The sequence below is a fragment of the Pseudomonas sp. Con_6 genome (assembly GCF_059379395.1).
The window spans coordinates 1,217,239-1,240,390 of sequence record NZ_CM182011.1; the positions used below are offsets into that span (position 1 = coordinate 1,217,239).

The 23,152-nt window shown below is 62.7% G+C and carries 23 protein-coding genes and 1 other RNA gene; 20 read left to right on the top strand and 4 right to left on the bottom strand.

Annotated elements, in window-relative coordinates; genetic code table 11:
- The 6 genes from rpsI (at position 1) to AC5QPF_RS05605 (ending at position 4,416) form a co-directional block, all read left to right on the top strand.
- Positions 1 to 393, top strand: coding sequence for a 30S ribosomal protein S9 (gene rpsI, locus AC5QPF_RS05580; RefSeq protein WP_316920020.1), 393 nt, complete (start codon positions 1 to 3; stop codon positions 391 to 393).
- Between the two features lie 263 nt (positions 394 to 656).
- Positions 657 to 1,250, top strand: coding sequence for a ubiquinol-cytochrome c reductase iron-sulfur subunit (gene petA / locus AC5QPF_RS05585; RefSeq protein WP_494962367.1), 594 nt, complete (start codon positions 657 to 659; stop codon positions 1,248 to 1,250).
- A complete protein-coding gene (locus tag AC5QPF_RS05590; RefSeq protein ID WP_494962368.1) occupies positions 1,250 to 2,461 on the top strand; it encodes a cytochrome b N-terminal domain-containing protein in 1,212 nt (403 codons plus the stop codon). Before petA ends, AC5QPF_RS05590 begins: the two co-directional genes overlap by 1 nt.
- Entirely contained in the window at positions 2,461 to 3,243 is a 783-nt protein-coding gene (locus AC5QPF_RS05595) for a cytochrome c1 (RefSeq protein ID WP_494962369.1), read from the top strand. Before AC5QPF_RS05590 ends, AC5QPF_RS05595 begins: the two co-directional genes overlap by 1 nt.
- A 116-nt stretch (positions 3,244 to 3,359) precedes the next feature.
- Complete coding sequence (locus tag AC5QPF_RS05600; RefSeq protein WP_494962370.1) at positions 3,360 to 3,983, top strand: glutathione S-transferase N-terminal domain-containing protein; 624 nt, start codon at positions 3,360 to 3,362, stop codon at positions 3,981 to 3,983.
- A gap of 10 nt (positions 3,984 to 3,993) precedes the next feature.
- Positions 3,994 to 4,416: a ClpXP protease specificity-enhancing factor gene (locus tag AC5QPF_RS05605; RefSeq protein ID WP_494962371.1), complete on the top strand. Its 423-nt coding sequence runs from the start codon at positions 3,994 to 3,996 to the stop codon at positions 4,414 to 4,416.
- 104 nt (positions 4,417 to 4,520) lie between these two features.
- Here the strand turns inward: AC5QPF_RS05605 and AC5QPF_RS05610 are convergent, their stop codons facing one another.
- The 4 genes from AC5QPF_RS05610 to AC5QPF_RS05625 form a co-directional block, all read right to left on the bottom strand.
- On the bottom strand, positions 4,521 to 5,099 hold the full coding sequence (locus tag AC5QPF_RS05610) for a BON domain-containing protein (RefSeq protein ID WP_494962372.1): 579 nt from the start codon (positions 5,097 to 5,099) through the stop codon (positions 4,521 to 4,523).
- Positions 5,096 to 5,689, bottom strand: a complete 594-nt coding sequence (locus AC5QPF_RS05615) for a phosphoheptose isomerase (RefSeq protein WP_330076641.1) — start codon at positions 5,687 to 5,689, stop codon at positions 5,096 to 5,098. Before AC5QPF_RS05615 ends, AC5QPF_RS05610 begins: the two co-directional genes overlap by 4 nt.
- A gap of 123 nt (positions 5,690 to 5,812) precedes the next feature.
- Positions 5,813 to 6,184, bottom strand: a complete 372-nt coding sequence (locus tag AC5QPF_RS05620; RefSeq protein WP_494962373.1) for a YraN family protein — start codon at positions 6,182 to 6,184, stop codon at positions 5,813 to 5,815.
- On the bottom strand, positions 6,184 to 7,998 hold the full coding sequence (locus AC5QPF_RS05625) for a penicillin-binding protein activator (protein WP_494962374.1): 1,815 nt from the start codon (positions 7,996 to 7,998) through the stop codon (positions 6,184 to 6,186). The genes AC5QPF_RS05620 and AC5QPF_RS05625 overlap by 1 nt, the downstream gene beginning before the upstream one ends.
- Positions 7,999 to 8,175: 177 nt before the next feature.
- Between AC5QPF_RS05625 and rsmI the strand changes: the two genes are divergently transcribed.
- The 14 genes from rsmI (at position 8,176) to AC5QPF_RS05695 (ending at position 23,149) form a co-directional block, all read left to right on the top strand.
- Positions 8,176 to 9,051 (top strand): 16S rRNA (cytidine(1402)-2'-O)-methyltransferase, encoded by an 876-nt coding sequence (gene rsmI, locus AC5QPF_RS05630; RefSeq protein ID WP_494962375.1) that lies wholly within the window; start codon positions 8,176 to 8,178, stop codon positions 9,049 to 9,051.
- Positions 9,052 to 9,119: 68 nt separating this feature from the next.
- An RNA gene (rnpB, locus tag AC5QPF_RS05635) (RNase P RNA component class A) lies at positions 9,120 to 9,479 on the top strand.
- Between the two features lie 310 nt (positions 9,480 to 9,789).
- Positions 9,790 to 10,245, top strand: a complete 456-nt coding sequence (mraZ, locus tag AC5QPF_RS05640) for a division/cell wall cluster transcriptional repressor MraZ (RefSeq protein WP_009396653.1) — start codon at positions 9,790 to 9,792, stop codon at positions 10,243 to 10,245.
- Complete coding sequence (rsmH, locus tag AC5QPF_RS05645) at positions 10,242 to 11,189, top strand: 16S rRNA (cytosine(1402)-N(4))-methyltransferase RsmH (RefSeq protein ID WP_494962376.1); 948 nt, start codon at positions 10,242 to 10,244, stop codon at positions 11,187 to 11,189. The genes mraZ and rsmH overlap by 4 nt, the downstream gene beginning before the upstream one ends.
- Positions 11,186 to 11,479: a cell division protein FtsL gene (ftsL, locus tag AC5QPF_RS05650; protein ID WP_494962377.1), complete on the top strand. Its 294-nt coding sequence runs from the start codon at positions 11,186 to 11,188 to the stop codon at positions 11,477 to 11,479. The genes rsmH and ftsL overlap by 4 nt, the downstream gene beginning before the upstream one ends.
- On the top strand, positions 11,479 to 13,206 hold the full coding sequence (locus tag AC5QPF_RS05655) for a penicillin-binding transpeptidase domain-containing protein (protein WP_494964129.1): 1,728 nt from the start codon (positions 11,479 to 11,481) through the stop codon (positions 13,204 to 13,206). Before ftsL ends, AC5QPF_RS05655 begins: the two co-directional genes overlap by 1 nt.
- Positions 13,206 to 14,669, top strand: a complete 1,464-nt coding sequence (locus tag AC5QPF_RS05660; protein ID WP_494962378.1) for a UDP-N-acetylmuramoyl-L-alanyl-D-glutamate--2,6-diaminopimelate ligase — start codon at positions 13,206 to 13,208, stop codon at positions 14,667 to 14,669. Before AC5QPF_RS05655 ends, AC5QPF_RS05660 begins: the two co-directional genes overlap by 1 nt.
- Positions 14,662 to 16,029, top strand: a complete 1,368-nt coding sequence (locus AC5QPF_RS05665; protein WP_494962379.1) for a UDP-N-acetylmuramoyl-tripeptide--D-alanyl-D-alanine ligase — start codon at positions 14,662 to 14,664, stop codon at positions 16,027 to 16,029. The genes AC5QPF_RS05660 and AC5QPF_RS05665 overlap by 8 nt, the downstream gene beginning before the upstream one ends.
- Complete coding sequence (gene mraY / locus AC5QPF_RS05670; protein WP_042122971.1) at positions 16,029 to 17,111, top strand: phospho-N-acetylmuramoyl-pentapeptide-transferase; 1,083 nt, start codon at positions 16,029 to 16,031, stop codon at positions 17,109 to 17,111. Before AC5QPF_RS05665 ends, mraY begins: the two co-directional genes overlap by 1 nt.
- A 5-nt stretch (positions 17,112 to 17,116) precedes the next feature.
- Complete coding sequence (murD, locus tag AC5QPF_RS05675; protein ID WP_494962380.1) at positions 17,117 to 18,463, top strand: UDP-N-acetylmuramoyl-L-alanine--D-glutamate ligase; 1,347 nt, start codon at positions 17,117 to 17,119, stop codon at positions 18,461 to 18,463.
- Positions 18,460 to 19,677, top strand: a complete 1,218-nt coding sequence (gene ftsW / locus AC5QPF_RS05680) for a putative lipid II flippase FtsW (protein ID WP_494962381.1) — start codon at positions 18,460 to 18,462, stop codon at positions 19,675 to 19,677. Before murD ends, ftsW begins: the two co-directional genes overlap by 4 nt.
- Complete coding sequence (gene murG, locus AC5QPF_RS05685; RefSeq protein WP_494962382.1) at positions 19,667 to 20,746, top strand: undecaprenyldiphospho-muramoylpentapeptide beta-N-acetylglucosaminyltransferase; 1,080 nt, start codon at positions 19,667 to 19,669, stop codon at positions 20,744 to 20,746. The genes ftsW and murG overlap by 11 nt, the downstream gene beginning before the upstream one ends.
- Entirely contained in the window at positions 20,739 to 22,193 is a 1,455-nt protein-coding gene (gene murC / locus AC5QPF_RS05690; protein ID WP_494962383.1) for a UDP-N-acetylmuramate--L-alanine ligase, read from the top strand. Before murG ends, murC begins: the two co-directional genes overlap by 8 nt.
- Positions 22,190 to 23,149 (top strand): D-alanine--D-alanine ligase, encoded by a 960-nt coding sequence (locus AC5QPF_RS05695; RefSeq protein ID WP_494962384.1) that lies wholly within the window; start codon positions 22,190 to 22,192, stop codon positions 23,147 to 23,149. Before murC ends, AC5QPF_RS05695 begins: the two co-directional genes overlap by 4 nt.
- Positions 23,150 to 23,152: the final 3 nt, after the last annotated feature.

Sequence of the window (23,152 nt, forward strand, 5' to 3'; positions counted from 1 at the left end):
ATGTCGGCGACTCAAAATTACGGCACTGGCCGTCGCAAGACTGCAACCGCTCGCGTTTTCCTGCGTCCGGGCACTGGCAACATCTCCATCAACAACCGTTCTCTGGACGTGTTCTTCGGTCGTGAAACCGCGCGCATGGTCGTTCGCCAGCCGCTGGAACTGACCGAAACCACCGAGAAGTTCGACATCTACGTCACCGTTATCGGTGGTGGTGTCAGCGGTCAGGCCGGTGCGATCCGTCACGGTATCACCCGCGCTCTGATGGACTACGACGAGTCCCTGCGTGGCGCCCTGCGCCGTGCTGGCTACGTCACCCGCGACGCTCGTGAAGTCGAGCGTAAGAAAGTGGGTCTGCGTAAAGCACGTAAGCGTCCACAATACTCCAAGCGTTAATTCGCTCAGAGTTTCAAAAAAAGCCCGGTTCCAAGTGGAACCGGGCTTTTTTTATGTCTTGAATAAAGGGGGCTGGCCAATCGTGTGACAACTTGCCGCATAGACGCAGATCAACACCTGCGCGGGATGCAGGCCTTTGGCCAGGGTAATAACCTTGTCAGGCATGGGTCTTTTCTTTACCATGCGGCAAATTTTTAGCGCTTCAGAAATTACTTAGTAGATGCCTGTTTCAACAGGCCACAAAGCTGATGGGAGAGGACTGAATGAGCAATGACGGCGTCAATGCAGGCCGGCGTCGCTTCCTGGTTGCAGCCACATCCGTTGTGGGTGCCGCGGGAGCGGTGGGGGCTGCGGTCCCGTTCGTAGGGTCATGGTTCCCCAGTGCCAAGGCGAAAGCGGCCGGCGCACCGGTGAAGGTCAATATTGCCAAGGTCGAACCTGGGCAGCAGTTGGTGGCCGAATGGCGTGGTCAGCCGGTTTTCATCGTCCGTCGTACCGAGGAGATCCTTGGTAATTTGAAGAAGATCACCGGAGATCTCGCCGATCCCGAGTCCAAGGCGTCGGATCAGCCGAAATACGTCGACCCGTCGAATCGCTCGATCAAACCGGAAATTCTGGTCCTCGTCGGCCTTTGCACCCACTTGGGTTGCTCGCCGACTTTCCGTCCTGAAGTCGCTCCCGCCGACCTGGGTCCGAAGTGGGTAGGGGGCTATTTCTGCCCGTGCCACGGCTCCCACTACGACCTCGCCGGCCGCGTCTACAAGTCCCAGCCGGCACCCCTCAACCTGCCGGTGCCACCGCATTCGTACGAATCGGACGAGATCATCGTCGTCGGTGTCGATCAGGAGAAAGCGTGATGAGCAAGTTCATGGAATGGGTGGATGCCCGCTTCCCCGCCACCAAGATGTGGGAAGATCACCTGAGCAAATATTACGCGCCGAAGAACTTCAACTTCCTGTACTTCTTCGGCTCCCTGGCACTGTTGGTGCTGGTCAACCAGATCGTCACCGGCGTGTGGTTGACCATGAGCTTCACCCCGTCGGCAGAAGAGGCGTTTGCCTCGGTCGAATACATCATGCGTGACGTCGAGTACGGGTGGATCCTGCGCTACCTGCACTCCACTGGTGCGTCGGCATTCTTCATCGTCGTCTATCTGCACATGTTCCGTGGCCTGCTCTATGGTTCCTACCAGAAGCCCCGCGAACTGGTATGGATCTTTGGCATGCTGATCTACCTGGCGCTGATGGCCGAGGCCTTCATGGGCTACCTGCTGCCATGGGGCCAGATGTCCTACTGGGGTGCCCAGGTGATCATCTCGCTGTTCGGCGCCATTCCGGTGATCGGCGGCGACCTGACACAGTGGATCCGTGGTGACTATCTGATTTCCGGCATCACCCTGAACCGCTTCTTCGCCTTGCACGTGGTCGCGCTGCCGATCGTCATCCTCGGTCTTGTGGTCTTGCATATCCTGGCGTTGCACGAAGTGGGTTCGAACAACCCCGATGGTGTCGACATCAAGAAGAAAAAGGACGAAAACGGCATTCCGCTGGACGGCATCCCGTTCCATCCGTACTACACCGTGAAAGACATTGTCGGTGTGGTGGTCTTCCTCTTCGTATTCTGCGCTGTGGTGTTCTTCTTCCCGGAAATGGGCGGCTATTTCCTGGAAAAGCCAAACTTCGAGCAGGCCAACGCCTTCAAGACGCCTGAACACATCGCCCCGGTCTGGTACTTCACGCCGTTCTACGCGATTCTGCGCGCAGTTCCGGACAAGCTCTTCGGCGTCATTGCCATGGGCGCGGCGATTGCGGTGCTGTTCGTCCTGCCGTGGCTGGACCGCAGTCCGGTGCGCTCGATGCGCTACAAGGGCTGGCTGAGCAAGGTCTGGCTGCTGGTGTTCTGCATCGCCTTCGTGATCCTCGGCATTCTCGGTGTACTGGCGCCAACCCCGGGCCGCACGCTGCTCTCGCAGGTATGTACCTTCCTGTATTTCGCCTACTTCATTCTGATGCCGTTCTACACCAGGCTTGAGAAGACCAAACCGGTTCCGGAAAGGGTGACTGGCTGATGAAAAAGCTATTTGCAGTATTGATCCTGGCAGTGATGCCTGCCCTGACCTTCGCCGCCGGTGAGCATGGTCCCGAGCTGGACAAGGTTGATATCGACCTGACCGACAAGGCTGCCATGCAGGATGGCGCTCGTACCTTTGCCAACTATTGCATGGGTTGCCACGGTGCCAAATTCCAGCGCTACGAGCGTGTCGCTGACGATCTGGGTATTCCGCATGAGCTGATGCTCGAAAAACTGGTGTTCACCGGTGCCAAGATCGGCGACCACATGAATGCCAGCATGCAGGCCGCCGATGCCAAGGTCTGGTTCGGTGCTGCGCCGCCCGACCTGACCCTCGTCGCCCGGGTTCGCGGTACCGACTGGCTGTACAGCTACCTGCGCGGTTTCTATGAGGATCCGGCGCGTCCATGGGGCGTGAACAACAAGATCTTCCCGAACGTCGGCATGCCGAACGTGCTGGTAGGGCTGCAAGGTCGCCAGGTCGTGGGTTGCAAGCAGATCCAGACCGAAGTCGACGGCAAGAAGCAATTCGACCCGCTGACCGGTGCTCCGTTGACCCATGAAGCCTGTGACCAGCTGACCATCGTGCCGAAATCCGGTACCCTGAACGAAGAGCAGTTCGACGAGAAGGTCAAGAACCTGGTGACCTTCCTGGCCTATTCGGCCAACCCGGTCAAGCTGGAAAGCCAACGCATCGGCACCTATGTGCTGCTGTACCTGGCCTTCTTCTTCGTATTCGCCTACCTGCTCAAGCGCGAATACTGGAAGGACGTGCACTGATCACGCAGTAGTTTCTGGTAGTTGAACGCGCGCCCTGGGGCGCCTCCGGAGTCCGGAGGTACCCCAGGGCGCGTTTGCGTTTATAGCGTTTACCCATTCACGCGAGGAGGAACCTTATGGGCATGACCAACCGGTTGGCCTGCTACTCCGACCCCGCTGACCACTATTCTCATCGGGTGCGCCTCGTTCTCGCCGAGAAGGGGGTCAGCGTCGAGATCATCAGTGTCGCGGCGGGCAATCAGCCGGCCAAGCTGCTGGAGGCCAATCCGTACGGCACATTGCCGACCCTGGTGGATCGCGATCTGGCGTTGTACGAGTCCACCGTGGTAATGGAGTACCTCGACGAGCGTTACCCGCATCCGCCGCTGTTACCGGTGTATCCCGTGGCGCGGGCGAACAGTCGGCTGCTGATCCACCGTATCCAGCGCGACTGGTGCGCGCTGGTGGACCAGATCCTCGACCCCCGTTCCAAGGACGCCACTCGCGCCCTGGCCCGCAAGGAATTGCGCGAGAGCCTGACTGGCGTGTCGCCGTTGTTCGCTGACAAGCCCTGTTTCCTCAGTGAGGAGCAAAGTCTGGTGGATTGTTGTCTACTGCCCATCTTGTGGCGCTTGCCACTGATGGGTATCGAATTGCCACGGCAGGCCAAACCTCTGCTGGACTATATGGAGCGACAGTTTGCCCGCGAGCCTTTCCAGGCAAGCCTGTCTGCTGCTGAACGAGAAATGCGCAAGCTTTAAGGAGCTGTTGATGAACTCCAGTCGCCCCTACCTGGTGCGTGCACTGTACGAGTGGATCGTGGATAACGATTGCACGCCTCATATCCTGGTGAATGCCGAGTACCCCGCGGTTCAGGTGCCCCAGGGTTTCGCCAGCGACGGTCAGATTGTCCTGAATATCTCGCCGAACGCCGTGCGCGGGCTGCAGATGGAAAACGATGCGGTCAGTTTCGAGGGGCGCTTCGGTGGCGTTGCCCACAGCCTGTACGTGCCGACCGGTGCCATTCTCGGCATTTACGCTCGCGAGAACGGTCAGGGCATGGTCTTCGAGCTGGAGCCGCCGATGGCTGATGACGATGAAGGCGATGACGTCGAGCCGGATGATGACGGTCCGCCAGATGGCGGGCAGCCGCCGCGTCCGAGCGGGCGGCCAAGCCTGAAAGTGGTGAGGTAGGGCTCTCTCAAGCTGCAAGCCCCAAGCCGTAAGCGGTAAGAAAAAGCAGTTGGCGTCGCCGCTGCTTTTTTCTTGCTGCTTATGGCTCGGGGCTTGTGGCTTTCTTAATCGATGTATTCGAACAGCTTGACAATCTTCTGCACGCCGCCCACGCCCTGCACCAGGTTAGTGGCGCGGGTGGCTTCCGCCTGGGTCAGCAGGCCGAGCAGGTAGACGATGCCGTTCTCGGTGACGACCTTGATCCGCGAGCCAGGGATGGCGCTATCAGTGAGCATCTGGGTCTTGATCTTGGTGGTCAGCCAGGCGTCATTACTGCGTGCCAGTCCTGACGAGGGTTCCAGGATCTGCAGTTCGTTGTGGACTTTCTTGACCTTCTGCACCTGGCCGGCGGTCTGCTCGGCGAGGGCCTTCAGGTCGGCGCGCGGGGTCTGGCCGGCCAGCAGCACGACACCGTTGAAGCTGCTGACGACGATGTGCGAGTTCTGGTCCAGATCCGGGTTGGCCTTGGCCACGTTGACCGCGACCTTGGTCTCGATCAGTGAGTCGTCGATCTTGCTGCCCAGGGTGCGGGTGCCGCGGTCATCATCGATCGGTGCTTCACGGCTGGCGTTGATCACCGAGCTGCAGCCGCTCAGGCTCAGGCACAGGGTCAGGGCCATCAGGCCGAGGCGTTTTGCGGTCATTCTTCACTCCCGAACAGTTGGCTGTCGATCAGGTCGCAGAGGCAGTGGATCGCCAGCAGGTGGACTTCCTGGATACGTGCGGTGACGTTGGCCGGTACGCGGATCTCGACGTCTTCGGGCAGCAGCAGCGAGGCCATGCCGCCTCCATCGCGTCCGGTCAAAGCTACGACAATCATTTCGCGATCATGTGCGGCCTGGATCGCCTGAATGATGTTCGCCGAGTTGCCGCTGGTGGAAATCGCCAGCAGTACGTCGCCCGGCTGGCCGAGGGCGCGAATCTGCTTGGAAAAGATTTCGTTGTAGCTGTAGTCGTTGGCGATCGAGGTGATGGTCGAGGTATCGGTGGTCAGGGCGATCGCCGGCAGGCTCGGGCGCTCGCGCTCGAAGCGGTTGAGCAGCTCCGAGGAAAAGTGCTGGGCGTCGCCGGCCGAGCCGCCGTTGCCGCAGGCGAGCATCTTGCCCTCGTTCAGCAGGGCGTTGACCATGATCTGGCTGGCTTGCTCGATGTGGGGTGCAAGGACTTCCATCGCCTGTTGCTTGGTGTTGATGCTGGCCTGGAAAAGCTGGCGAATTCGGGATTGCATGTCCATCAGTGTGACCTTGAAAGGGGGCTGGCCGGGCGGGGATCGATAGGTTCCCGGCACATGTCTGTGCAGCCCGCGAAGCAAAGAGCAAAAAGGTGAATGGGTAAAGATGCGTCCGTCGGCACGGGGTCAGCTGTCGAAGGCATTCTGCAGCCAGTCGAGCGGTTGTCCCGAATGCTCACGGCCTTGCAAGGCGATTACATCGAAACGGCAGGGGTGATTGGCCCAGCGTGACTCCTCCATCAGGAAGTGCTGCGCGGCGAGCGTCAGTTTTTCCTGCTTGCGGGCATCGATGCTGCCGAGGGCGCCGCCAAAGCCTGCGTGCAGGCGATAACGAACTTCGACGAATACTACTGTATCGCGGTCGAGCATGACCAGATCAAGCTCGCCGCGTGGGCAGCGCCAGTTTCGCGCCACAAGCACCAGGCCCTGGGTCAGAAGGTAATCCAGGGCCTGTTGTTCGGCCGCCATTCCGGCGGCCTGGCGCGAAGGGTTGGGCATCAGTTCGGGGTGTCGGGCAGGCGCTTGACCTGACCACCGGAGAACTCGGCCCAAGGCAACTGGCGCTCGATGCGCTGGCTCGGGTTCATGCTCAGGCTGCCGGACAGGCCTTCGATGCGGGTGTCCGGCAGGGTCTTGAGCTGGCCCAGGCGTGGCGCCAGGCTGTAGGCGTCAACGCCCATAGCGTACAGGCGGCCCAGGCTGCCGGCGGCCTGTGGCCACTGCTGTACCACCTGCTGGCGCAGGCTGTTGCTGCTGTCGAGCAGCCACGGGGTTTCGCAGAAGCGGATACCGGTCATGTCGTTGTACTGATTGACGTCGCCGCTGGCGCTGTAAACGTTGGACGTCGCGTAGACCGGCACGTCGCCGGCGTACTGGAAGTTCAGGGTCGGCTTGATCTGCTGGGCCTGTTGCGGGGTCGAGGCGAGGAAGATGAAGTCGATGTCCTGGCGGCGCGACGGCTGCGCAGAGACGTTGCCGCCCACGGTGCTTTGCAGGCTCTTGGCGCGGCCTTCGCTCTGGCGCAGTTGGAAAAGGTCGGCGATCTGCTGGGCCAGGGCGACCGGCGCAGCAACGCGCTCTGCGGCGATCAGGGTGCCGCCCTTGGCTTGCCAGTCCTGGCGGAAGGCGTTCAGCACGCGGTCACCCCATTCGCCACTCGGCACCAGAGCCACGGCGCGACGCATACCGTCGGCGTAGGCGCGGCGGGATACTTCGCGGGCTTCGTCCTCGGCGGCGAGACCGAACTGGAACAATTGCGGCGGGTTGTTCTGGCCGGCGTCGCTGTAGTTCAGCGCCAGGGTGGTGATCGGCAGTTGCGGGTAGGCGGCGAGCTGCTTGACCAGTGGCTTCTCCAGCGGACCGACCACCAGTTGCACGCCGGCGGCCTGGGCCTGGCGGTAGAAGTCGTCGAGGGAGCTCAGGCGTGAGCTGTCGAAGACCTGGATCGCCGGCGGATTCTGTCCGGCTTGCTGGGCCTGGAAGTGCGCGGCCATGAAGCCGTCGCGCAGGGCGCGGGCGACACCGGCCAACTGACCTTCCTGAGGCAGCAGTAGGGCGATCTTGCTCAGTGGCTGGCTGGTCAGGCTCTTCAGCTTCACCAGTTGCGATGGCAGTTGCAGTGCGGCCGGGTGTTCGGGGTGCTGGGCTTTCCAGGTGTCGATGGCGGCCTGCTGCTGTTCCAGTGTGCCGGCGCTTTTCACGGCCAGAGCCAGGCTGGTCCAGCCACCGAGGGTGTCGTTGCCGGCGCTTTTCAGTTGTTCAGGTGGCAGTGCGGCGACCAGGCTCCAGATCGCGTCATTGTTGGTTGCGGCGGCATTGCCGCTGAGCAGCGGCGCCAAGGCGATACGCTCCTGGGCGGCGGCGAGGGTCTGGCCATCGGCCTCGAAGGCGGCGGCGTGGACGCTGCGGGTGCGAGCCTGGAGGTCTGCCGGTAATTCGTTCAGATGGGCCAGGCTTGGGTGGCTCAGCGCGGTCAGCGCGGCCTTTGGCTGGTTGCGGCTCAGGGCCAGTTCGGCCGACAGGGTGCTGGCGAACACCTGCTGGGCAGGTTTCAGCGAGTCGATCTGGACCTGTTCGAGGATGCGTGCGGCACGAGCGTTGTCGTTTTGCTTGTGGGCCAGGTCGGCGGCGCTCAGGCGCAGCAGCGCGGCTTTCTCCGGCGTCTTGCTGGTGGCGGCCTGTTCGAGCAGTTGCTCGATGCTGGCGTCTGGTGTGCGTGGCAGTTCACCCAGGCTGGACGAAGGCGAACTGGCGCAGGCTGCCAGCAAGGCAGCGAGGCAGAGGGCTGAGAGCAGCCGCAGGCATGCGATCATGTAAGGGTCCTGTTACTCGATCCGATTTAACCTGCGATTGTACCCAAGCACTGGCCTGGGCGCGATGTTGCTGGCGTGAAACCTTCGCAGCAGGTCGCAGGAAATGTGTCTGGAAGGGCATTGTTTCCGGCGATCACGCTACAATGGCGGCTTTTATCCAGATGACAGGTGTTTGCTGTGACCGATGCTCCAGGTGCTTCCAACCCCGCTGCCGGGACCCTTTATGTGGTGGCGACACCCATCGGCAACCTGGACGACATCAGTGCTCGGGCTCTGAAGGTGCTGGCGGACGTCGCGCTGATCGCCGCCGAGGACACCCGCCACTCCATCCGTCTGCTGCAACATTTTGGTATCAATACGCCGCTGGCGGCCTGTCACGAGCACAACGAGCGTGACGAGGGCGGACGTTTCCTCACTCGGTTGCTGGCGGGGGACAGCGTTGCACTGATCTCCGATGCCGGCACTCCGCTGATTTCCGACCCTGGCTACCATCTGGTACGCCAGGCTCGTGCAGCTGGAGTCAGTGTGGTGCCGGTGCCAGGCGCCTGTGCGTTGATCGCCGCGCTGTCGGCGGCGGGACTGCCTTCCGACCGGTTCATCTTCGAAGGTTTTCTCCCGGCTAAGGCCGCAGGGCGCCAAGCGCGCCTGAGCGTGCTGAAGGAAGAGCCGCGGACCCTGATTTTCTATGAGGCGCCGCACCGCATTCTTGAATGCCTGCAGGACATGGAGGCAATTTTTGGTGGTGACCGTCCGGCAGTGCTGGGGCGTGAACTTACCAAGACCTTCGAGACGCTCAAGGGATTGCCACTGGCGCAACTGCGCGAGTTCGTCGAAAGCGACAGTAACCAGCAGCGCGGCGAATGCGTGGTGTTGGTGGCGGGTTGGAGTGCGCCTGAGGACGAGCAGTCGGTGAGTTCCGCAGTATTGCGCATCCTGGATCTGTTGCTGGCGGAGATGCCGCTCAAACGAGCAGCGGCATTGGCGGCGGAAATTACCGGTGTGCGGAAGAATGTGCTGTATCAAATCGCGCTGGAGAAACAGAAAAACAAATGATGTCACAGTGATATTATTTGTTTTTGTCACTTGTTCTTGGCGGCTCCTGCCGTTAATCTTTGCGGCGGAGAGTCGATTGGACAGTCGCTGCCTTCTTTTGTTCCGCAAAAGTAGGGGGAGGAAAGTCCGGGCTCCATAGGGCAGAGTGCCAGGTAATGCCTGGGGGGCGCGAGCCTACGGAAAGTGCCACAGAAAATAACCGCCTAAGCACTTCGGTGCCGGTAAGGGTGAAAAGGTGCGGTAAGAGCGCACCGCGCGACTGGTAACAGTTCGTGGCTAGGTAAACCCCACTCGGAGCAAGACCAAATAGGGTTCCACATGGCGCGGCCCGCGTTGGAACCGGGTAGGTTGCTAAAGGCGTCCAGTGATGGCCGTCGTAGAGGAATGACTGTCCTCGACAGAACCCGGCTTACAGATCGACTCTCCACTCCTTTCTTTCTCTGCTTGATTCGATAGCAGAAGCCGCTTCGGTAATACCAAAAAAGTCTTACTCTTAATAAATCACTTTAACTTCGCACTCTATTCGATTGAGTGCATTCGCATTTCTCCTCCTCAAACCTCGCCAAATTAGCCCATTGTCTGTCCTTGTTACGCTAAATCGCCGATCTGTAAGGGTTTTCCTTATATGCGCGCCTTGACGGTGCGGTGGGCGGATTCCTATAGTGTGCGCAAGTGGCAGAAAGTGGCATGAAGTGGGTTTTCAGACACAAAAAAGCTAACATTTAGGGAAGCGCAGCCGTGTTTCGCGGAGCAAACGCAATCAATCTCGACGCCAAGGGCCGTCTCGCCATGCCGAGCCGGTACCGTGACGAGCTTGATTCGCGCAGCTCGGGGCAATTGATCGTGACGATCGACGCTGTGGATCCTTGCTTATGTGTATACCCGCTCGACGAGTGGGAACTGATCGAAGCCAAGTTGCGCGCCTTGCCGTCGTTACGCGAAGAGAACCGTCGCCTGCAGCGTCTGCTGATCGGCAATGCGGTGGATCTGGAGCTTGACGGCAGCGGGCGTTTTCTGGTTCCGCCGCGTCTGCGCGAATACGCCAAGCTCGACAAACGCGCGATGCTGGTGGGCCAGCTGAACAAATTCCAACTGTGGGACGAGGATGCCTGGAATGCTGTTTCTGCAGCCGACCTTGCAGCCATTCAACAACCGGGCGCCATGCCCGATGAACTACGTGATCTGATCCTGTGACTATCGATAGCGGCTTTAACCACATCACCGTGCTACTGAACGAAGCCGTGGAGGCTCTTTCAGTGCGCGCCGATGGCTGCTATCTGGATGGCACCTTCGGACGCGGCGGTCACAGTCGTCTCATTCTGCAAAGTCTCGGCCCGGAGGGTCGCCTGCTGGGGTTCGACAAGGATCCTCAAGCGATTGCCACCGGGCAAGCGCTGGCGGCCGAAGACGGCCGCTTTGTCATTGTGCAGCGCAGTTTTGCCGAGCTGGGCGATGAAGTGTCTGCGCGTGGTCTGGCTGGCAAGGTCAGCGGCGTGCTGTTCGATCTCGGTGTGTCGTCGCCGCAGCTGGATGACCCTGAGCGTGGTTTCAGCTTCCTCAACGACGGCCCGTTGGACATGCGCATGGACCCGAGTCGTGGCGTCAGTGCCGCCGAGTTCATCGCTAGTGCGCCTGAGGAAGAAATTGCCCGGGTCTTCAAGGAGTACGGCGAAGAGCGTTTTGCCAAGCGCATGGCCCGTGCCGTGGTCCTGCGTCGCGAAGAGCAGCCGTTCACCCGTACCGCCGACCTGGCCGAAGTTCTCAAGGTCGCCAATCCGGCCTGGGAAAAGGGCAAGAACCCGGCGACCCGTGCCTTCCAAGGCCTGCGTATCCACGTCAACAATGAATTGGGCGACCTCGAGACCGGCCTCGAAGCCGCGCTGGACGCCCTGGAAGTCGGTGGCCGGCTGGCGGTGATCAGCTTCCATTCCCTCGAAGACCGTATCGTCAAACTGTTCATGCGCAAGCTGGCCAAGGGTGAACAGGACAACCTGCCGCGCAACCTGCCGGTCCAGCACAAGCCGTTCGAGCCGAAGATCAAGCTTATCGGCAAGGCCCAGTTCGCCTCCGATGCCGAGCTCAAGGCCAACCCGCGTTCCCGTAGCGCCGTCATGCGCGTGGCGGAGAAACTGCGGTGAGCAGGCTCTATGCCAAACCTTTGCCAGGTTGGAGCTTCCTGATGCTCCTGCTGTTCATCGGCGTGCTCGTTTCCTCCGTGGCGGTCTCCTACAGCGCCCACTGGAACCGGCAGTTGCTCAACACTCTCTATGGCGAGCTCAACGAGCGCGACAAGGCGCAGGCCGAGTGGGGTCGGCTGATACTCGAGCAGAGTACCTGGACGGCGCACAGCCGCATCGAGATCCTCGCTACCGAACAGCTGAAGATGCGCATTCCTGCCGCTGACGAAGTCCGTATGGTGGCGCCATGATGAAGCTCGAAGGCGCCCTCTACCCCTGGCGTTTCCGGGTTGTCCTGGGCTTGCTGGGCCTGATGGTCGCAGCCATTTCCTGGCAGATCATCAACCTGCAGGTGATAGATCGTGACTTCCTCAAGGGGCAGGGCGACGCTCGCAGCATGCGACACATCCCGATTCCAGCGCACCGTGGCCTGATCACCGATCGCAACGGCGAGCCCCTGGCTGTCAGTACGCCAGTCACTACTCTGTGGGCCAACCCCAAGGAAATGCAGGCGGCCAAGGATCGCTGGCCGGCGCTGGCTGCAGCGCTCAGGCAGGATCCCAAGCAATTGGCTGACCGCCTGGAGCAGCAGGCGAACAAGGAGTTCATCTACCTTGTCCGAGGCCTGACCCCGGAGCAGGGGCAGGTGGTGCTGGATCTAAAGGTTCCTGGTGTCTACGGCATCGAGGAATTTCGTCGTTTCTACCCCGCTGGTGACGTGGCGGCGCACATGGTGGGCTTTACCGACCTCGACGATCATGGTCGTGAGGGGGTCGAGCTGGCTTATGACGAGTGGCTCGCCGGCGTGCCCGGCAAGCGCCAGGTGATCAAGGATCGCCGCGGGCGCCTGATCAAGGATGTCCAGGTCACCAAGAACGCCAAGGCAGGGAAGACCTTGGCGTTGTCGATCGACCTGCGCCTGCAATACCTGGCCACGCGCGAGCTGCGTAATGCCATTGCCGAGCAGGAGGCGAAAGCCGGCAGCCTGGTGATCATGGACGTGAAGACCGGTGAAGTACTGGCCATGGTCAACCAGCCCACCTACAACCCGAACAACCGTCGCAGCATGTTCCCGGCTGCGATGCGCAATCGCGCAATCATCGATGTGTTCGAGCCGGGTTCGACGGTCAAGCCTCTGTCCATGAGTGCCGCGTTGCAGAGCGGCCGCTGGAAGCCGAGCGACAAGGTCGAGGTCTATCCGGGCACCCTGCAACTGGGCCGCTACACCATTCGTGACGTGTCCAAGACAGAGGGCCCGATCCTTGACCTGACCGGCATCCTGATCAACTCCAGTAACGTCGGCATGTCGAAGGTCGCCTTCGATATCGGTGGCGAGGCGATCTACCGGGTGATGTCGCAGTTGGGCCTGGGTCAATACACCGGCCTGGGTTTCCCGGGTGAGCGCGTCGGCAATCTGCCGAACCATCGTGAGTGGCGCAAGGCCGAAACCGCGACCCTGTCCTACGGCTACGGCCTGTCGGTGACCGCGCTGCAACTGGTGCACGCCTACGCTGCGCTGGCCAACGACGGCAAGATGGTGCCACTGAGCATCCTCAAAGTGGACAAGGCGCCGGAGTCGACCCAGGTAGTGCCGAAGGAAACCGCGGAAACCATCCAGCAGATGCTGCAACAGGTGATCGAAGCACCGCGCGGTGTATTCCGCGCCCAGGTCCCGTCCTATCACGTTGCCGGAAAGTCGGGTACCGCGCGTAAAGCCACCATCGGCTCCAAGGGCTACACCGAAAACGCCTACCGCTCGCTGTTTGCCGGCTTCGGCCCGATGAGCGATCCACGTTACGCCATCGTCGTGGTGATCGACGAACCGAGCAAGGGTGGCTACTTCGGTGGCCTGGTCTCGGCGCCGGTATTCAGCAAGGTCATGTCCGGCACCCTGCGTTTGATGAACGTGCCGCCGGACAACCTGCCCACGCCACAGCAGCAGGCCGATGCTGCGATCGCCAAAGGAGGGCGCGGCTGATGACGATGCCACTGAGCAAACTGTTCGCCAACGCCAGCAGCGATCCGCTGATTCGCGAATTGACCCTGGACAGCCGCAACGTTCGGCCTGGCGACCTGTTCCTGGCGGTGCCAGGCGCTAAGGTCGATGGTCGCGACCATATCGCCGATGCGCTGAAGCGCGGTGCGGCGGCCGTTGCCTATGAAGTGCAGGGCGCTACCGTCCTGCCGATCACCGATGCGCCATTGATCCCGGTGAAAGGCCTGATTGCGCAGCTCTCGGATATCGCCGGACGCTTCTATGGCGAGCCAAGCCGCCTGCTGGACCTGGTGGGAGTCACCGGCACCAATGGCAAGACCAGCGTCACCCAACTGGTGGCCCAGGCCCTTGACCTGCTCGGCCAGCATTGCGGCCTGATCGGCACCCTCGGTACCGGATTCTATGGCGCGCTGCAAAGCGGCCGCCTGACCACTCCTGATCCGCTCGCCGTGCAGTCGACCCTGAATGACCTGAAGAAGGCGGGTGCCCGCGCTGTGGCCATGGAAGTGTCGTCCCACGCGCTGGAACAAGGCCGTGTGGCCGCGCTGGCTTTCGATATCGTGGTGATGACCAACCTGTCCCGCGACCACCTCGACTATCACGGCAGCATGGAGGCCTATAAAGCGGCCAAGGCCAAGCTGTTCGCCTGGTCGAACCTGCGTTGCCGGGTGGTGAACCTGGATGATGATTTCGGCCGCGAACTGGCCGTTGAAGAGCGCGAGTCGCGCCTGATCAGCTACAGCCTGAAGGATCCGTCGGCGACCCTGTTCTGCCGTGAAGCGACCTTCGACGACGACGGCGTGCGTGCCGTACTGGTGACCCCGCAGGGCGAGCACATGTTGCGTAGCCGCCTGCTCGGTCGCTTCAACCTGAGCAACATGCTGGCAGCGGTCGGCACCCTGCTGGCGATGGATCATCCGCTCGATGAAATTCTGAAGGTCACCGCGAAGCTGGAGGGGCCGGTCGGCCGCATGCAGCGTCTCGGCGGTGGCAGCAAGCCGCTGGTGGTCGTGGATTACGCCCACACCCCGGATGCCCTGGAAAAAGTGCTCGAAGCCCTGCGCCCGCATGCCCGTGGCCAGATGACGTGCCTGTTCGGCTGTGGCGGCGACCGTGATCGCGGCAAGCGCCCGCTGATGGCGAAAGTGGCCGAGCGTCTCGCCGACCGCGTGATCGTCACCGACGACAACCCGCGCACCGAGGATCCGCAAGCGATCTTCGCCGATATCCGCCCGGGCTTCGCCCAGGCCGGCGCGGTCGAGTTCATTGCCGGTCGCGGCGAGGCGATCGCCCGTGTCATCGCCGATGCCGGTGTCGACGATGTCATCATTCTGGCTGGCAAGGGTCACGAGGATTACCAGGAAATCAACGGTGAACGTCACGATTTTTCCGATTTGGTGGAAGCCGAAAAAGCGCTAGCAGTCTGGGAGGCTTCTCATGCTTGAACCCCTGTCCCTCAGCCAGTTGACCGAAGCGTTGCAGGGCCGCCTGGTTGGCGCCGATGCGCGTTTCGACGGCGTCAGCATCGACAGCCGCAAGATCGCGCCTGGCCAGCTTTTCGTCGCCCTGGCTGGACCGCGTTTCGACGGTCACGACTACCTCGATGAAGTCGCCGCCAAAGGCGCCGTCGCTGCATTGGTCGAGCGTGAAGTGCCGGGCTCCAGCCTGCCGCAACTGCTGGTGGCCGATACCCGCCTGGCCCTGGGCCAGCTGGGTGCCCTGAACCGTCGTGCATTCAAGCACCCGGTCGCCGCCATCACCGGCTCCAGCGGCAAGACCACTGTCAAGGAAATGCTCGCCAGCATCCTCGGTACCCGCGGTCCGGTACTGATGACCCGTGGCAACCTGAACAACGACCTCGGCGCACCGCTGACCCTGCTCGAACTGGGCCCGGAGCACACCGCCGCGGTCATCGAGCTGGGCGCCAACCATGTCGGCGAGATCCGCTACACCGTCGGCCTGACCCAGCCCCACGTGGCCCTGATCAACAACGCAGGCACGGCTCATGTCGGCGAGTTCGGCGGGCCGGAAAAGATTGTCGAAGCCAAGGGCGAGATCCTCGAAGGCCTGGGAGAGGGTGGCGTCGCGGTATTGAACCTGGACGACAAGGCCTTTGACATATGGAAACAGCGCGCCGGTAAACATGCAGTGCTGACCTTTGCCCTGACCAATTCCGCTGCCGATTTCCACGCCAGCGACATTGCCCATGACGAACGCGGTTGCCCATCTTTCGTTCTCCATGCGCCACAAGGCAGCGTGGCGATTCAGCTCAACCTGCTTGGCACCCACAACATTGCCAATGCGCTGGCTGCGACGGCTGCGGCACAGGTCTTCGGCGTCTCGTTGCAAGGCATCGCCGAGGGCCTCAACACCGTGCAACCGGTCAAGGGCCGCAGCGTGGCGCAGATGACTGCCAGCGGCATCCGGGTGATCGACGACACTTACAACGCAAACCCCACCTCCATGTGCGCGGCCGTTGATATACTCGCCGGCTTTTCCGGTCGCACCGTCCTGGTGCTCGGGGATATCGGTGAACTGGGCCAGTGGGCCGAAGAGGGCCACAGCCAGGTTGGGGACTATGCCAAGGGCAAGGTCGACGCCCTGTATGCCGTAGGTCCGATGATGGCCCATGCGGTCAAGGCCTTTGGCCAGAATGCCCGCCATTTCACCAATCAAGCTGACCTGATCGACGCCGTTCGCGCCGAGCAGGCCACTAACACCACCATTTTGATCAAGGGTTCGCGTAGCGCTGCGATGGAAAACGTCGTGGCGGCTTTGTGCGATTCTAGCGGGGAGAAACATTAATGCTGCTGCTGTTGGCTGAGTACCTGCAACAGTTCTACAAGGGCTTCGCGGTCTTCCAGTACCTGACCCTGCGCGGGATCCTGGGTGTGCTGACCGCGTTGTCGCTGGCCCTGTGGCTGGGCCCGTGGATGATCCGTACCCTGCAGATCCGCCAGATCGGCCAGGCCGTGCGCAACGACGGCCCGCAATCGCACCTGTCCAAGTCCGGCACCCCGACCATGGGCGGTGCGCTGATCCTTTCCGCCATCGGCGTGAGCACGCTGCTCTGGGCTGACCTGAGCAACCGCTACGTCTGGGTGGTACTGATCGTGACCTTGCTGTTCGGCGCTATCGGCTGGGTAGATGACTACCGCAAGGTGATCGAGAAGAACTCCCGCGGCTTGCCAAGTCGCTGGAAATACTTCTGGCAGTCGGTGTTCGGTCTCGGCGCGGCGATCTTCCTCTACATGACCGCCCCGACCAGTGTGGAAACCACCCTGATCGTGCCGATGCTCAAGGACGTCACCATTCCCCTGGGCGTCGGCTTCGTGGTCCTGACCTACTTCGTCATCGTCGGCTCGAGCAACGCGGTCAACCTGACCGACGGCCTCGACGGTCTGGCGATCCTGCCGACCGTGCTGGTGGGCGGTGCCCTGGGCATCTTCTGCTACCTGTCGGGCAACGTGAAGTTCGCCGAATACCTGCTGATCCCGTACGTACCGGGCGCGGGCGAACTGATCGTGTTCTGCGGCGCGCTGATCGGTGCCGGCCTCGGCTTCCTGTGGTTCAACACTTATCCTGCCCAGGTCTTCATGGGTGACGTCGGCGCCCTGGCACTGGGTGCTGCGCTGGGTACCATCGCCGTGATCGTGCGCCAGGAAATCGTCCTGTTCATCATGGGTGGCGTGTTCGTCATGGAGACCCTGTCGGTGGTCATCCAGGTCGCGTCGTTCAAGCTGACCGGCAAGCGTGTATTCCGCATGGCGCCAATCCACCACCACTTTGAACTCAAGGGCTGGCCCGAGCCGCGCGTGATCGTCCGTTTCTGGATTATCACCGTGATTCTCGTGTTGATCGGCCTTGCAACCCTGAAGCTGAGGTAGAACGCGTGTCCCTGATCGCATCTGACCACTTCCGCATCGTTGTCGGCCTCGGCAAGAGCGGCATGTCCCTGGTTCGCTTCCTGGCGAACCGGGGCATTGCGTTTGCGGTCGCTGACACGCGCGAGAACCCGCCGGAGCTGGCGACCCTGCGTCGCGACTACCCGCAGGTGGAAGTGCGTTGTGGCGAACTGGACGTGGACTTCCTCTGCCGTGCCGATGAGCTGTACGTCAGCCCTGGCCTGGCCCTGGCCACCCCGGCGCTGCAGCAGGCCGCTGCGCGTGGGGTGAAGCTGTCCGGCGATATCGAGTTGTTCGCGCGTAACGCCAAGGCGCCGATTGTCGCCATCAGCGGTTCCAACGCCAAGAGCACCGTGACCACCCTGGTCGGCGAGATGGCCGCTGCGGCGGGCAAGCGCGTGGCGGTGGGGGGCAACCTCGGTACTCCGGCGCTGGACCTGCTCGCTGACGACGTCGAGCTGTACGTCCTGGAACTGTCGAGCTTCCAGCTGGAGACCACCGATCAGCTCAACGCCGAAGTAGCCACCGTGCTCAACGTCAGCGAAGACCACATGGACCGCTACAGCGGTCTGCCGGCCTATCACCTGGCCAAGCACCGGATCTTCCGTGGCGCGCGCCAGGTTGTGGTCAACCGCCAGGATGCCCTGAGTCGTCCGCTGCCGGTGGAGGGCCAGCCGTGCTGGACCTTCGGTCTGAACACGCCGGACTTCAAGGCCTTCGGCCTGCGCGAGGAGAATGGCGAGAAGTACCTGTCCTTCGAATTCCAGACCCTGATGCCGGTTCGCGAACTGAAGGTCCGTGGCGCGCACAACCAGTCCAACGCCCTGGCAGCGCTGGCCCTTGGTCATGCGGTGGGCCTGCCGTTCGACGCCATGCTGGAAAGCCTGCGCAGTTTCGCCGGCCTGGCCCATCGTTGCCAGTGGGTACGTGAGCTGGACGGCGTCAACTACTACGACGATTCCAAGGCCACCAACGTCGGCGCCGCCCTGGCTGCCATCGAAGGCCTGGGCGCCGATATCGACGGAAAGCTGGTGCTGATCGCCGGTGGCGACGGCAAGGGCGCCGACTTCTCCGGCCTGCGCGCGCCGGTGGCCGCACATTGCCGCGCCGTGGTGCTGCTTGGCCGCGACGCCGAACGGCTCGCCGAAGCGCTGGGTGACGGCGCGCCGCTGGTGCGGGTGCAGACCCTGGATGAAGCCGTGGCCAAATGTGCCGAACTGGCCCAGCCCGGCGACGCCGTGTTGCTGTCACCAGCCTGCGCCAGCCTCGACATGTTCAAGAACTTCGAAGAGCGTGGGCGCCTGTTCGCCCAGGCCGTGGGAGAACTGGCATGATCTTCGGCGCCATCAAGCCCTATCCATCGCCGATCATCAGCGGTCGCGGCATCGACCTGGACTTCCCGTTCCTGGTCGGCTGCCTGGCCCTGCTCGGCCTGGGCCTGGTGATGATCACCTCGGCCTCCTCGGAAGTGGCCGCGGCGCAGTCGGGCAACCCGCTGTACCACATGATTCGCCACCTGATCTACGTGGCCATCGGCGTCGGCGCGTGCATCGTCACCATGATGGTGCCGATCGCCACCTGGCAGCGCATGGGCTTCCTCATGCTGATCGGCGCCTTCGGCTTGCTGGTGGCGGTGCTGATTCCCGGGATCGGCCGTGAAGTGAACGGTTCGATGCGCTGGATCGGTTTCAGCTTCTTCAACGTGCAGCCCTCGGAAATCGCCAAGGTCTTCGTCGTGGTCTACCTCGCCGGCTACCTGGTGCGCCGCCAGCAGGAAGTGCGCGAGAGCTGGATGGGCTTCTTCAAGCCGTTCATCGTCCTCCTGCCCATGGCCGGCCTGTTGCTGATGGAGCCGGACTTCGGTGCCACCGTGGTGATGATGGGCTCCGCCGCGGCGATGCTGTTCCTCGGCGGGGTGGGGCTGTTCCGCTTCGGCCTGATGGTGGTGCTGGCGGTGGGCGCGGTGTTCGTCCTGGTCCAGGCCCAGCCGTATCGGATGGCGCGTCTGATCACCTTCACCGACCCCTGGTCCGACCAGTTCGGTTCCGGCTACCAGTTGACCCAGGCGCTGATTGCCTTCGGCCGCGGCGAATGGTTCGGCGTCGGCTTGGGCAACAGCGTGCAGAAGCAGTTCTACCTGCCGGAAGCGCACACCGACTTCGTGTTCTCGGTGCTCGCCGAAGAGCTGGGCGTGGTCGGCTCGCTGCTGACAGTAGCGCTGTTCGTCTTCGTCACCGTGCGCGCCCTCTACATCGGCCTGTGGGCGGAGAAGGCCAAGCAGTTCTTTGCCGCCTACGTGGCGTTCGGCCTGGCGTTCCTGTGGATCGGCCAGTTCCTCATCAACATCGGGGTGAACGTCGGCCTGCTGCCGACCAAGGGCCTGACCCTGCCATTCCTCAGCTACGGCGGCAGTTCCCTGGTGATCTGCTGTGCCTGCGTCGGGTTGCTGTTGCGCATCGAATGGGAGAGTCGCACGCACCTGGGCAGCGAAGAACACGAATTCGACGAAAACGATTTTGCCGAGGAGCCGAATCATCATGGCCGCTGACGGCAAGAATGTATTGATCATGGCCGGTGGTACCGGCGGCCATGTGTTCCCGGCGCTGGCTTGCGCGCGGGAGTTCCAGGCGCGCGGCTTCACCGTGCACTGGCTGGGCACGCCCCGCGGGATCGAGAACGAACTGGTGCCGCAGGCCGGCCTGCAACTGCACCTGATCAACGTCACCGGCCTGCGCGGCAAGAGCAAGCTGTCGTTGCTCAAGGCGCCGTTCACCCTGGTCAAGGCCGTGCTGCAGGCGCGCCGGATCATTCGCCAGTTGAACCCGGTCTGCGTGATCGGCTTTGGCGGCTACGTGACCGGTCCTGGCGGCGTGGCAGCGAAACTGGCCGGCGTGCCGGTGGTGATCCACGAGCAGAACGCCCGTGCCGGCACCGCCAACCGCATGCTGGTGCCGTTGGCTGGACGGGTCTGCGAAGCCTTCCCGGACACTTTCGACGCCAGCGCCAAGCGCCGCACCACCGGTAACCCGGTGCGTGCCGAGCTGTTCCTGGAGCCGGTTCGCGAGGCCCTGGCCGGTCGTCGTGCGCGCCTGCTGGTGCTGGGCGGCAGCCTCGGTGCCGAGCCGCTGAACAAGCTGTTGCCGCAAGCTCTGGCCCTGGTCCCGGAAAACATCCGGCCCGAGGTGTTCCACCAGGCCGGCAGGAATCACGACCAGATCACCGCCGAGCGCTATCGCGAGGCGGGGATCGACGCTCAGGTGGAGCCGTTCATCAAGGACATGGCCCAAGCCTATGGCTGGGCCGATTTGGTGGTGTGCCGTGCCGGCGCGCTGACCGTCAGCGAGCTGGCGGCCGCCGGCCTGCCATCGCTGCTGGTGCCGCTGCCCCACGCGATAGACGACCACCAGACCCACAACGCCCATTATCTGGCACGTGAAGGCGCCGCCTTCCTGATGCCACAAGCGACAACTGGCGCAGCGCAACTCGCTGAACGCCTGAACGAGGTGCTGATGCAACCGGAAAAACTCGACACCATGGCGGCCACCGCGCGTCGCCTGGCCAAACCCGCCGCTACCCGCACCGTGGTCGATATCTGCCTGGAGGTGGCCCATGGTTGAGAACCAGAAAGCCATGCCCCAGCCTGAAATGCGCCGTATCCGCCGCATCCACTTCGTCGGTATCGGCGGCGTGGGCATGTGCGGTATCGCCGAAGTGCTGCTGAACCTGGGCTATCAGGTTTCCGGCTCCGACCTCAAGGCTTCGGCGGTGACCGAGCGCCTGGAGTCCTTCGGTGCGCAGATCTTCATCGGCCACCGCGCCGAGAACGCCGCCAGCGCCGACGTGTTGGTGGTGTCCAGCGCCATCAACACCGCCAACCCGGAAGTCGCCACCGCCCTGGAGCGTCGTATCCCGGTGGTCCCACGCGCCGAGATGCTCGCCGAACTGATGCGCTACCGCCACGGCATCGCCGTCGCCGGTACCCACGGCAAGACCACCACCACCAGCCTGCTGGCTTCGGTCTTCGCCGCCGGCGGCCTGGATCCGACCTTTGTTATCGGTGGCCGCCTGAACGCTGCGGGTACCAATGCCCAGCTCGGCACCAGCCGTTACCTGATCGCCGAAGCCGACGAAAGCGACGCCAGCTTCCTGCATCTGCAGCCGCTGGTGGCCGTGGTCACCAACATCGACGCCGACCACATGGCGACCTATGAAGGCGACTTCAACAAGCTGAAGAAAACCTTCGTCGAGTTCCTCCACAACCTGCCGTTCTACGGCCTGGCCGTGGTCTGCCTGGATGACCCTGTCGTTCGCGAGATCCTGCCACTGGTCAAGCGTCCGGTGACTACCTACGGCTTCACCGAAGAAGCCGACGTGCGCGCGATCAACGTGCGCCAGTCGGGTATGCAGACCCACTTCACGGTGTTGCGCCGCGACCGTGCGCCGCTGGACGTGTCGGTCAACATGCCGGGCAACCACAACGTGCTGAACGCCCTGGCGACCATCGCCATCGCCACCGACGAAGGCATCAGTGACGAAGCCATCGTTCAGGGCCTGTCCGGCTTCCAGGGCGTCGGCCGACGCTTCCAGGTCTACGGCGAGCTACCGGTGGAAGGCGGCAACGTGATGCTGGTGGACGACTACGGTCACCACCCGACAGAGGTTGCCGCGGTGATCAAGGCCGTCCGTGGTGGCTGGCCGGAGCGCCGCCTGGTGATGGTCTACCAGCCGCACCGTTACAGCCGAACCCGCGACCTGTACGACGATTTCGTCCAGGTGTTGGGCGACGCCAACGTCTTGCTGCTGATGGAGGTCTACCCGGCCGGCGAAGAGCCGATCCCCGGCGCCGACAGCCGCCAGCTGTGCCACAGCATCCGTCAGCGCGGCAAGCTCGACCCGATCTACATCGAGCGCGGCATCGAGCTGGCGCCGCTGGTCAAGCCGCTGCTGCGCGCCGGCGACATCCTGCTGTGCCAGGGCGCCGGTGATATCGGTGGCCTCGCACCACAACTGTTGAAGAGTCCGTTGTTCGCTGGTGCGGTTGCCAGTCAGGGGAAATCGAAATGACTGCCGAAGCCTACGCCAAGCTGCATTCCACCATCGCGCCGAAGGACTTCGGCCGCGTCGCCGTGCTCTACGGCGGCAAGAGCGCCGAGCGCGAAGTCTCGCTGAAGTCCGGTGCCGCGGTGATCGAGGCGCTGACCAGCGCCGGTGTCGACGTGGTGGCCATCGACGTTGGTGACGACCTGCTCGAGCGCCTGCAACGCGAGAAAATCGACCGCGCCTTCATCATCCTCCACGGCCGTGGCGGCGAAGACGGCAGCATGCAGGGTCTGCTGGAGTGCCTGGGCATTCCTTACACCGGCAGCGGCATCCTCGCTTCCGCACTGGCAATGGACAAGCTGCGCACCAAGCAGGTGTGGCACAGCCTTGGTATTTCCACCCCGCTGCACGCCGTGCTGGCCAGCGAAGCCGACTGTATTTCCGCAGGCGCGGAACTGGGCTTCCCTTTGATCGTCAAACCGGCCCATGAGGGTTCCAGTATCGGTATGGCGAAAGTGACCAGTGTCGAGGAATTGATCGCGGCCTGGAAAGATGCCGTCCGTTATGACTCGCAAGTCCTGGTCGAGCAGTGGATCAAGGGGCCGGAGTTCACCGTGGCGGTGCTGCGCGACCAGGTCCTGCCGCCGATCGCCCTGGGCACCCCGCACTCCTTCTACGACTACGACGCCAAGTACCTGGCTTCCGATACCCAGTACCGCATCCCGTGTGGCCTCGACGCTGCCAAGGAACAGGAACTGATCGACCTCACCGCCCGCGCTTGCGAAGCCATTGGCATCGCCGGCTGGGGCCGTGTGGACGTGATGCAGGACGAGCAGGGCCGGTTCTGGCTGCTCGAAGTCAACACCGCTCCAGGCATGACCGACCATAGCCTGGTGCCCATGGCGGCACGTGCGGCCGGCCTCGATTTCCAGCAGTTGGTGCTGGCGATCCTGGCGGCCAGTGTCGAGGCGCGAGGTTAAGCC

What these genes read in the sequence shown, in the direction of transcription:
- AC5QPF_RS05600 (WP_494962370.1), top strand. Translation starts at nt 3,360, where the DNA reads ATGGGCATGACCAACCGGTTGGCCTGCTACTCCGACCCCGCTGACCAC.
- AC5QPF_RS05620 (WP_494962373.1), bottom strand. Translation starts at nt 6,184, where the DNA reads ATGCCCAACCCTTCGCGCCAGGCCGCCGGAATGGCGGCCGAACAACAG.
- ftsW (WP_494962381.1), top strand. Translation starts at nt 18,460, where the DNA reads ATGATCTTCGGCGCCATCAAGCCCTATCCATCGCCGATCATCAGCGGT.
- AC5QPF_RS05610 (WP_494962372.1), bottom strand. Translation starts at nt 5,099, where the DNA reads ATGACCGCAAAACGCCTCGGCCTGATGGCCCTGACCCTGTGCCTGAGC.
- mraY (WP_042122971.1), top strand. Translation starts at nt 16,029, where the DNA reads ATGCTGCTGCTGTTGGCTGAGTACCTGCAACAGTTCTACAAGGGCTTC.
- AC5QPF_RS05590 (WP_494962368.1), top strand. Translation starts at nt 1,250, where the DNA reads ATGAGCAAGTTCATGGAATGGGTGGATGCCCGCTTCCCCGCCACCAAG.
- AC5QPF_RS05655 (WP_494964129.1), top strand. Translation starts at nt 11,479, where the DNA reads ATGAAGCTCGAAGGCGCCCTCTACCCCTGGCGTTTCCGGGTTGTCCTG.
- AC5QPF_RS05605 (WP_494962371.1), top strand. Translation starts at nt 3,994, where the DNA reads ATGAACTCCAGTCGCCCCTACCTGGTGCGTGCACTGTACGAGTGGATC.
- AC5QPF_RS05665 (WP_494962379.1), top strand. Translation starts at nt 14,662, where the DNA reads ATGCTTGAACCCCTGTCCCTCAGCCAGTTGACCGAAGCGTTGCAGGGC.
- AC5QPF_RS05595 (WP_494962369.1), top strand. Translation starts at nt 2,461, where the DNA reads ATGAAAAAGCTATTTGCAGTATTGATCCTGGCAGTGATGCCTGCCCTG.
- petA (WP_494962367.1), top strand. Translation starts at nt 657, where the DNA reads ATGAGCAATGACGGCGTCAATGCAGGCCGGCGTCGCTTCCTGGTTGCA.
- AC5QPF_RS05660 (WP_494962378.1), top strand. Translation starts at nt 13,206, where the DNA reads ATGACGATGCCACTGAGCAAACTGTTCGCCAACGCCAGCAGCGATCCG.
- AC5QPF_RS05695 (WP_494962384.1), top strand. Translation starts at nt 22,190, where the DNA reads ATGACTGCCGAAGCCTACGCCAAGCTGCATTCCACCATCGCGCCGAAG.
- AC5QPF_RS05615 (WP_330076641.1), bottom strand. Translation starts at nt 5,689, where the DNA reads ATGGACATGCAATCCCGAATTCGCCAGCTTTTCCAGGCCAGCATCAAC.
- rpsI (WP_316920020.1), top strand. Translation starts at nt 1, where the DNA reads ATGTCGGCGACTCAAAATTACGGCACTGGCCGTCGCAAGACTGCAACC.
- murG (WP_494962382.1), top strand. Translation starts at nt 19,667, where the DNA reads ATGGCCGCTGACGGCAAGAATGTATTGATCATGGCCGGTGGTACCGGC.
- AC5QPF_RS05625 (WP_494962374.1), bottom strand. Translation starts at nt 7,998, where the DNA reads ATGATCGCATGCCTGCGGCTGCTCTCAGCCCTCTGCCTCGCTGCCTTG.
- murC (WP_494962383.1), top strand. Translation starts at nt 20,739, where the DNA reads ATGGTTGAGAACCAGAAAGCCATGCCCCAGCCTGAAATGCGCCGTATC.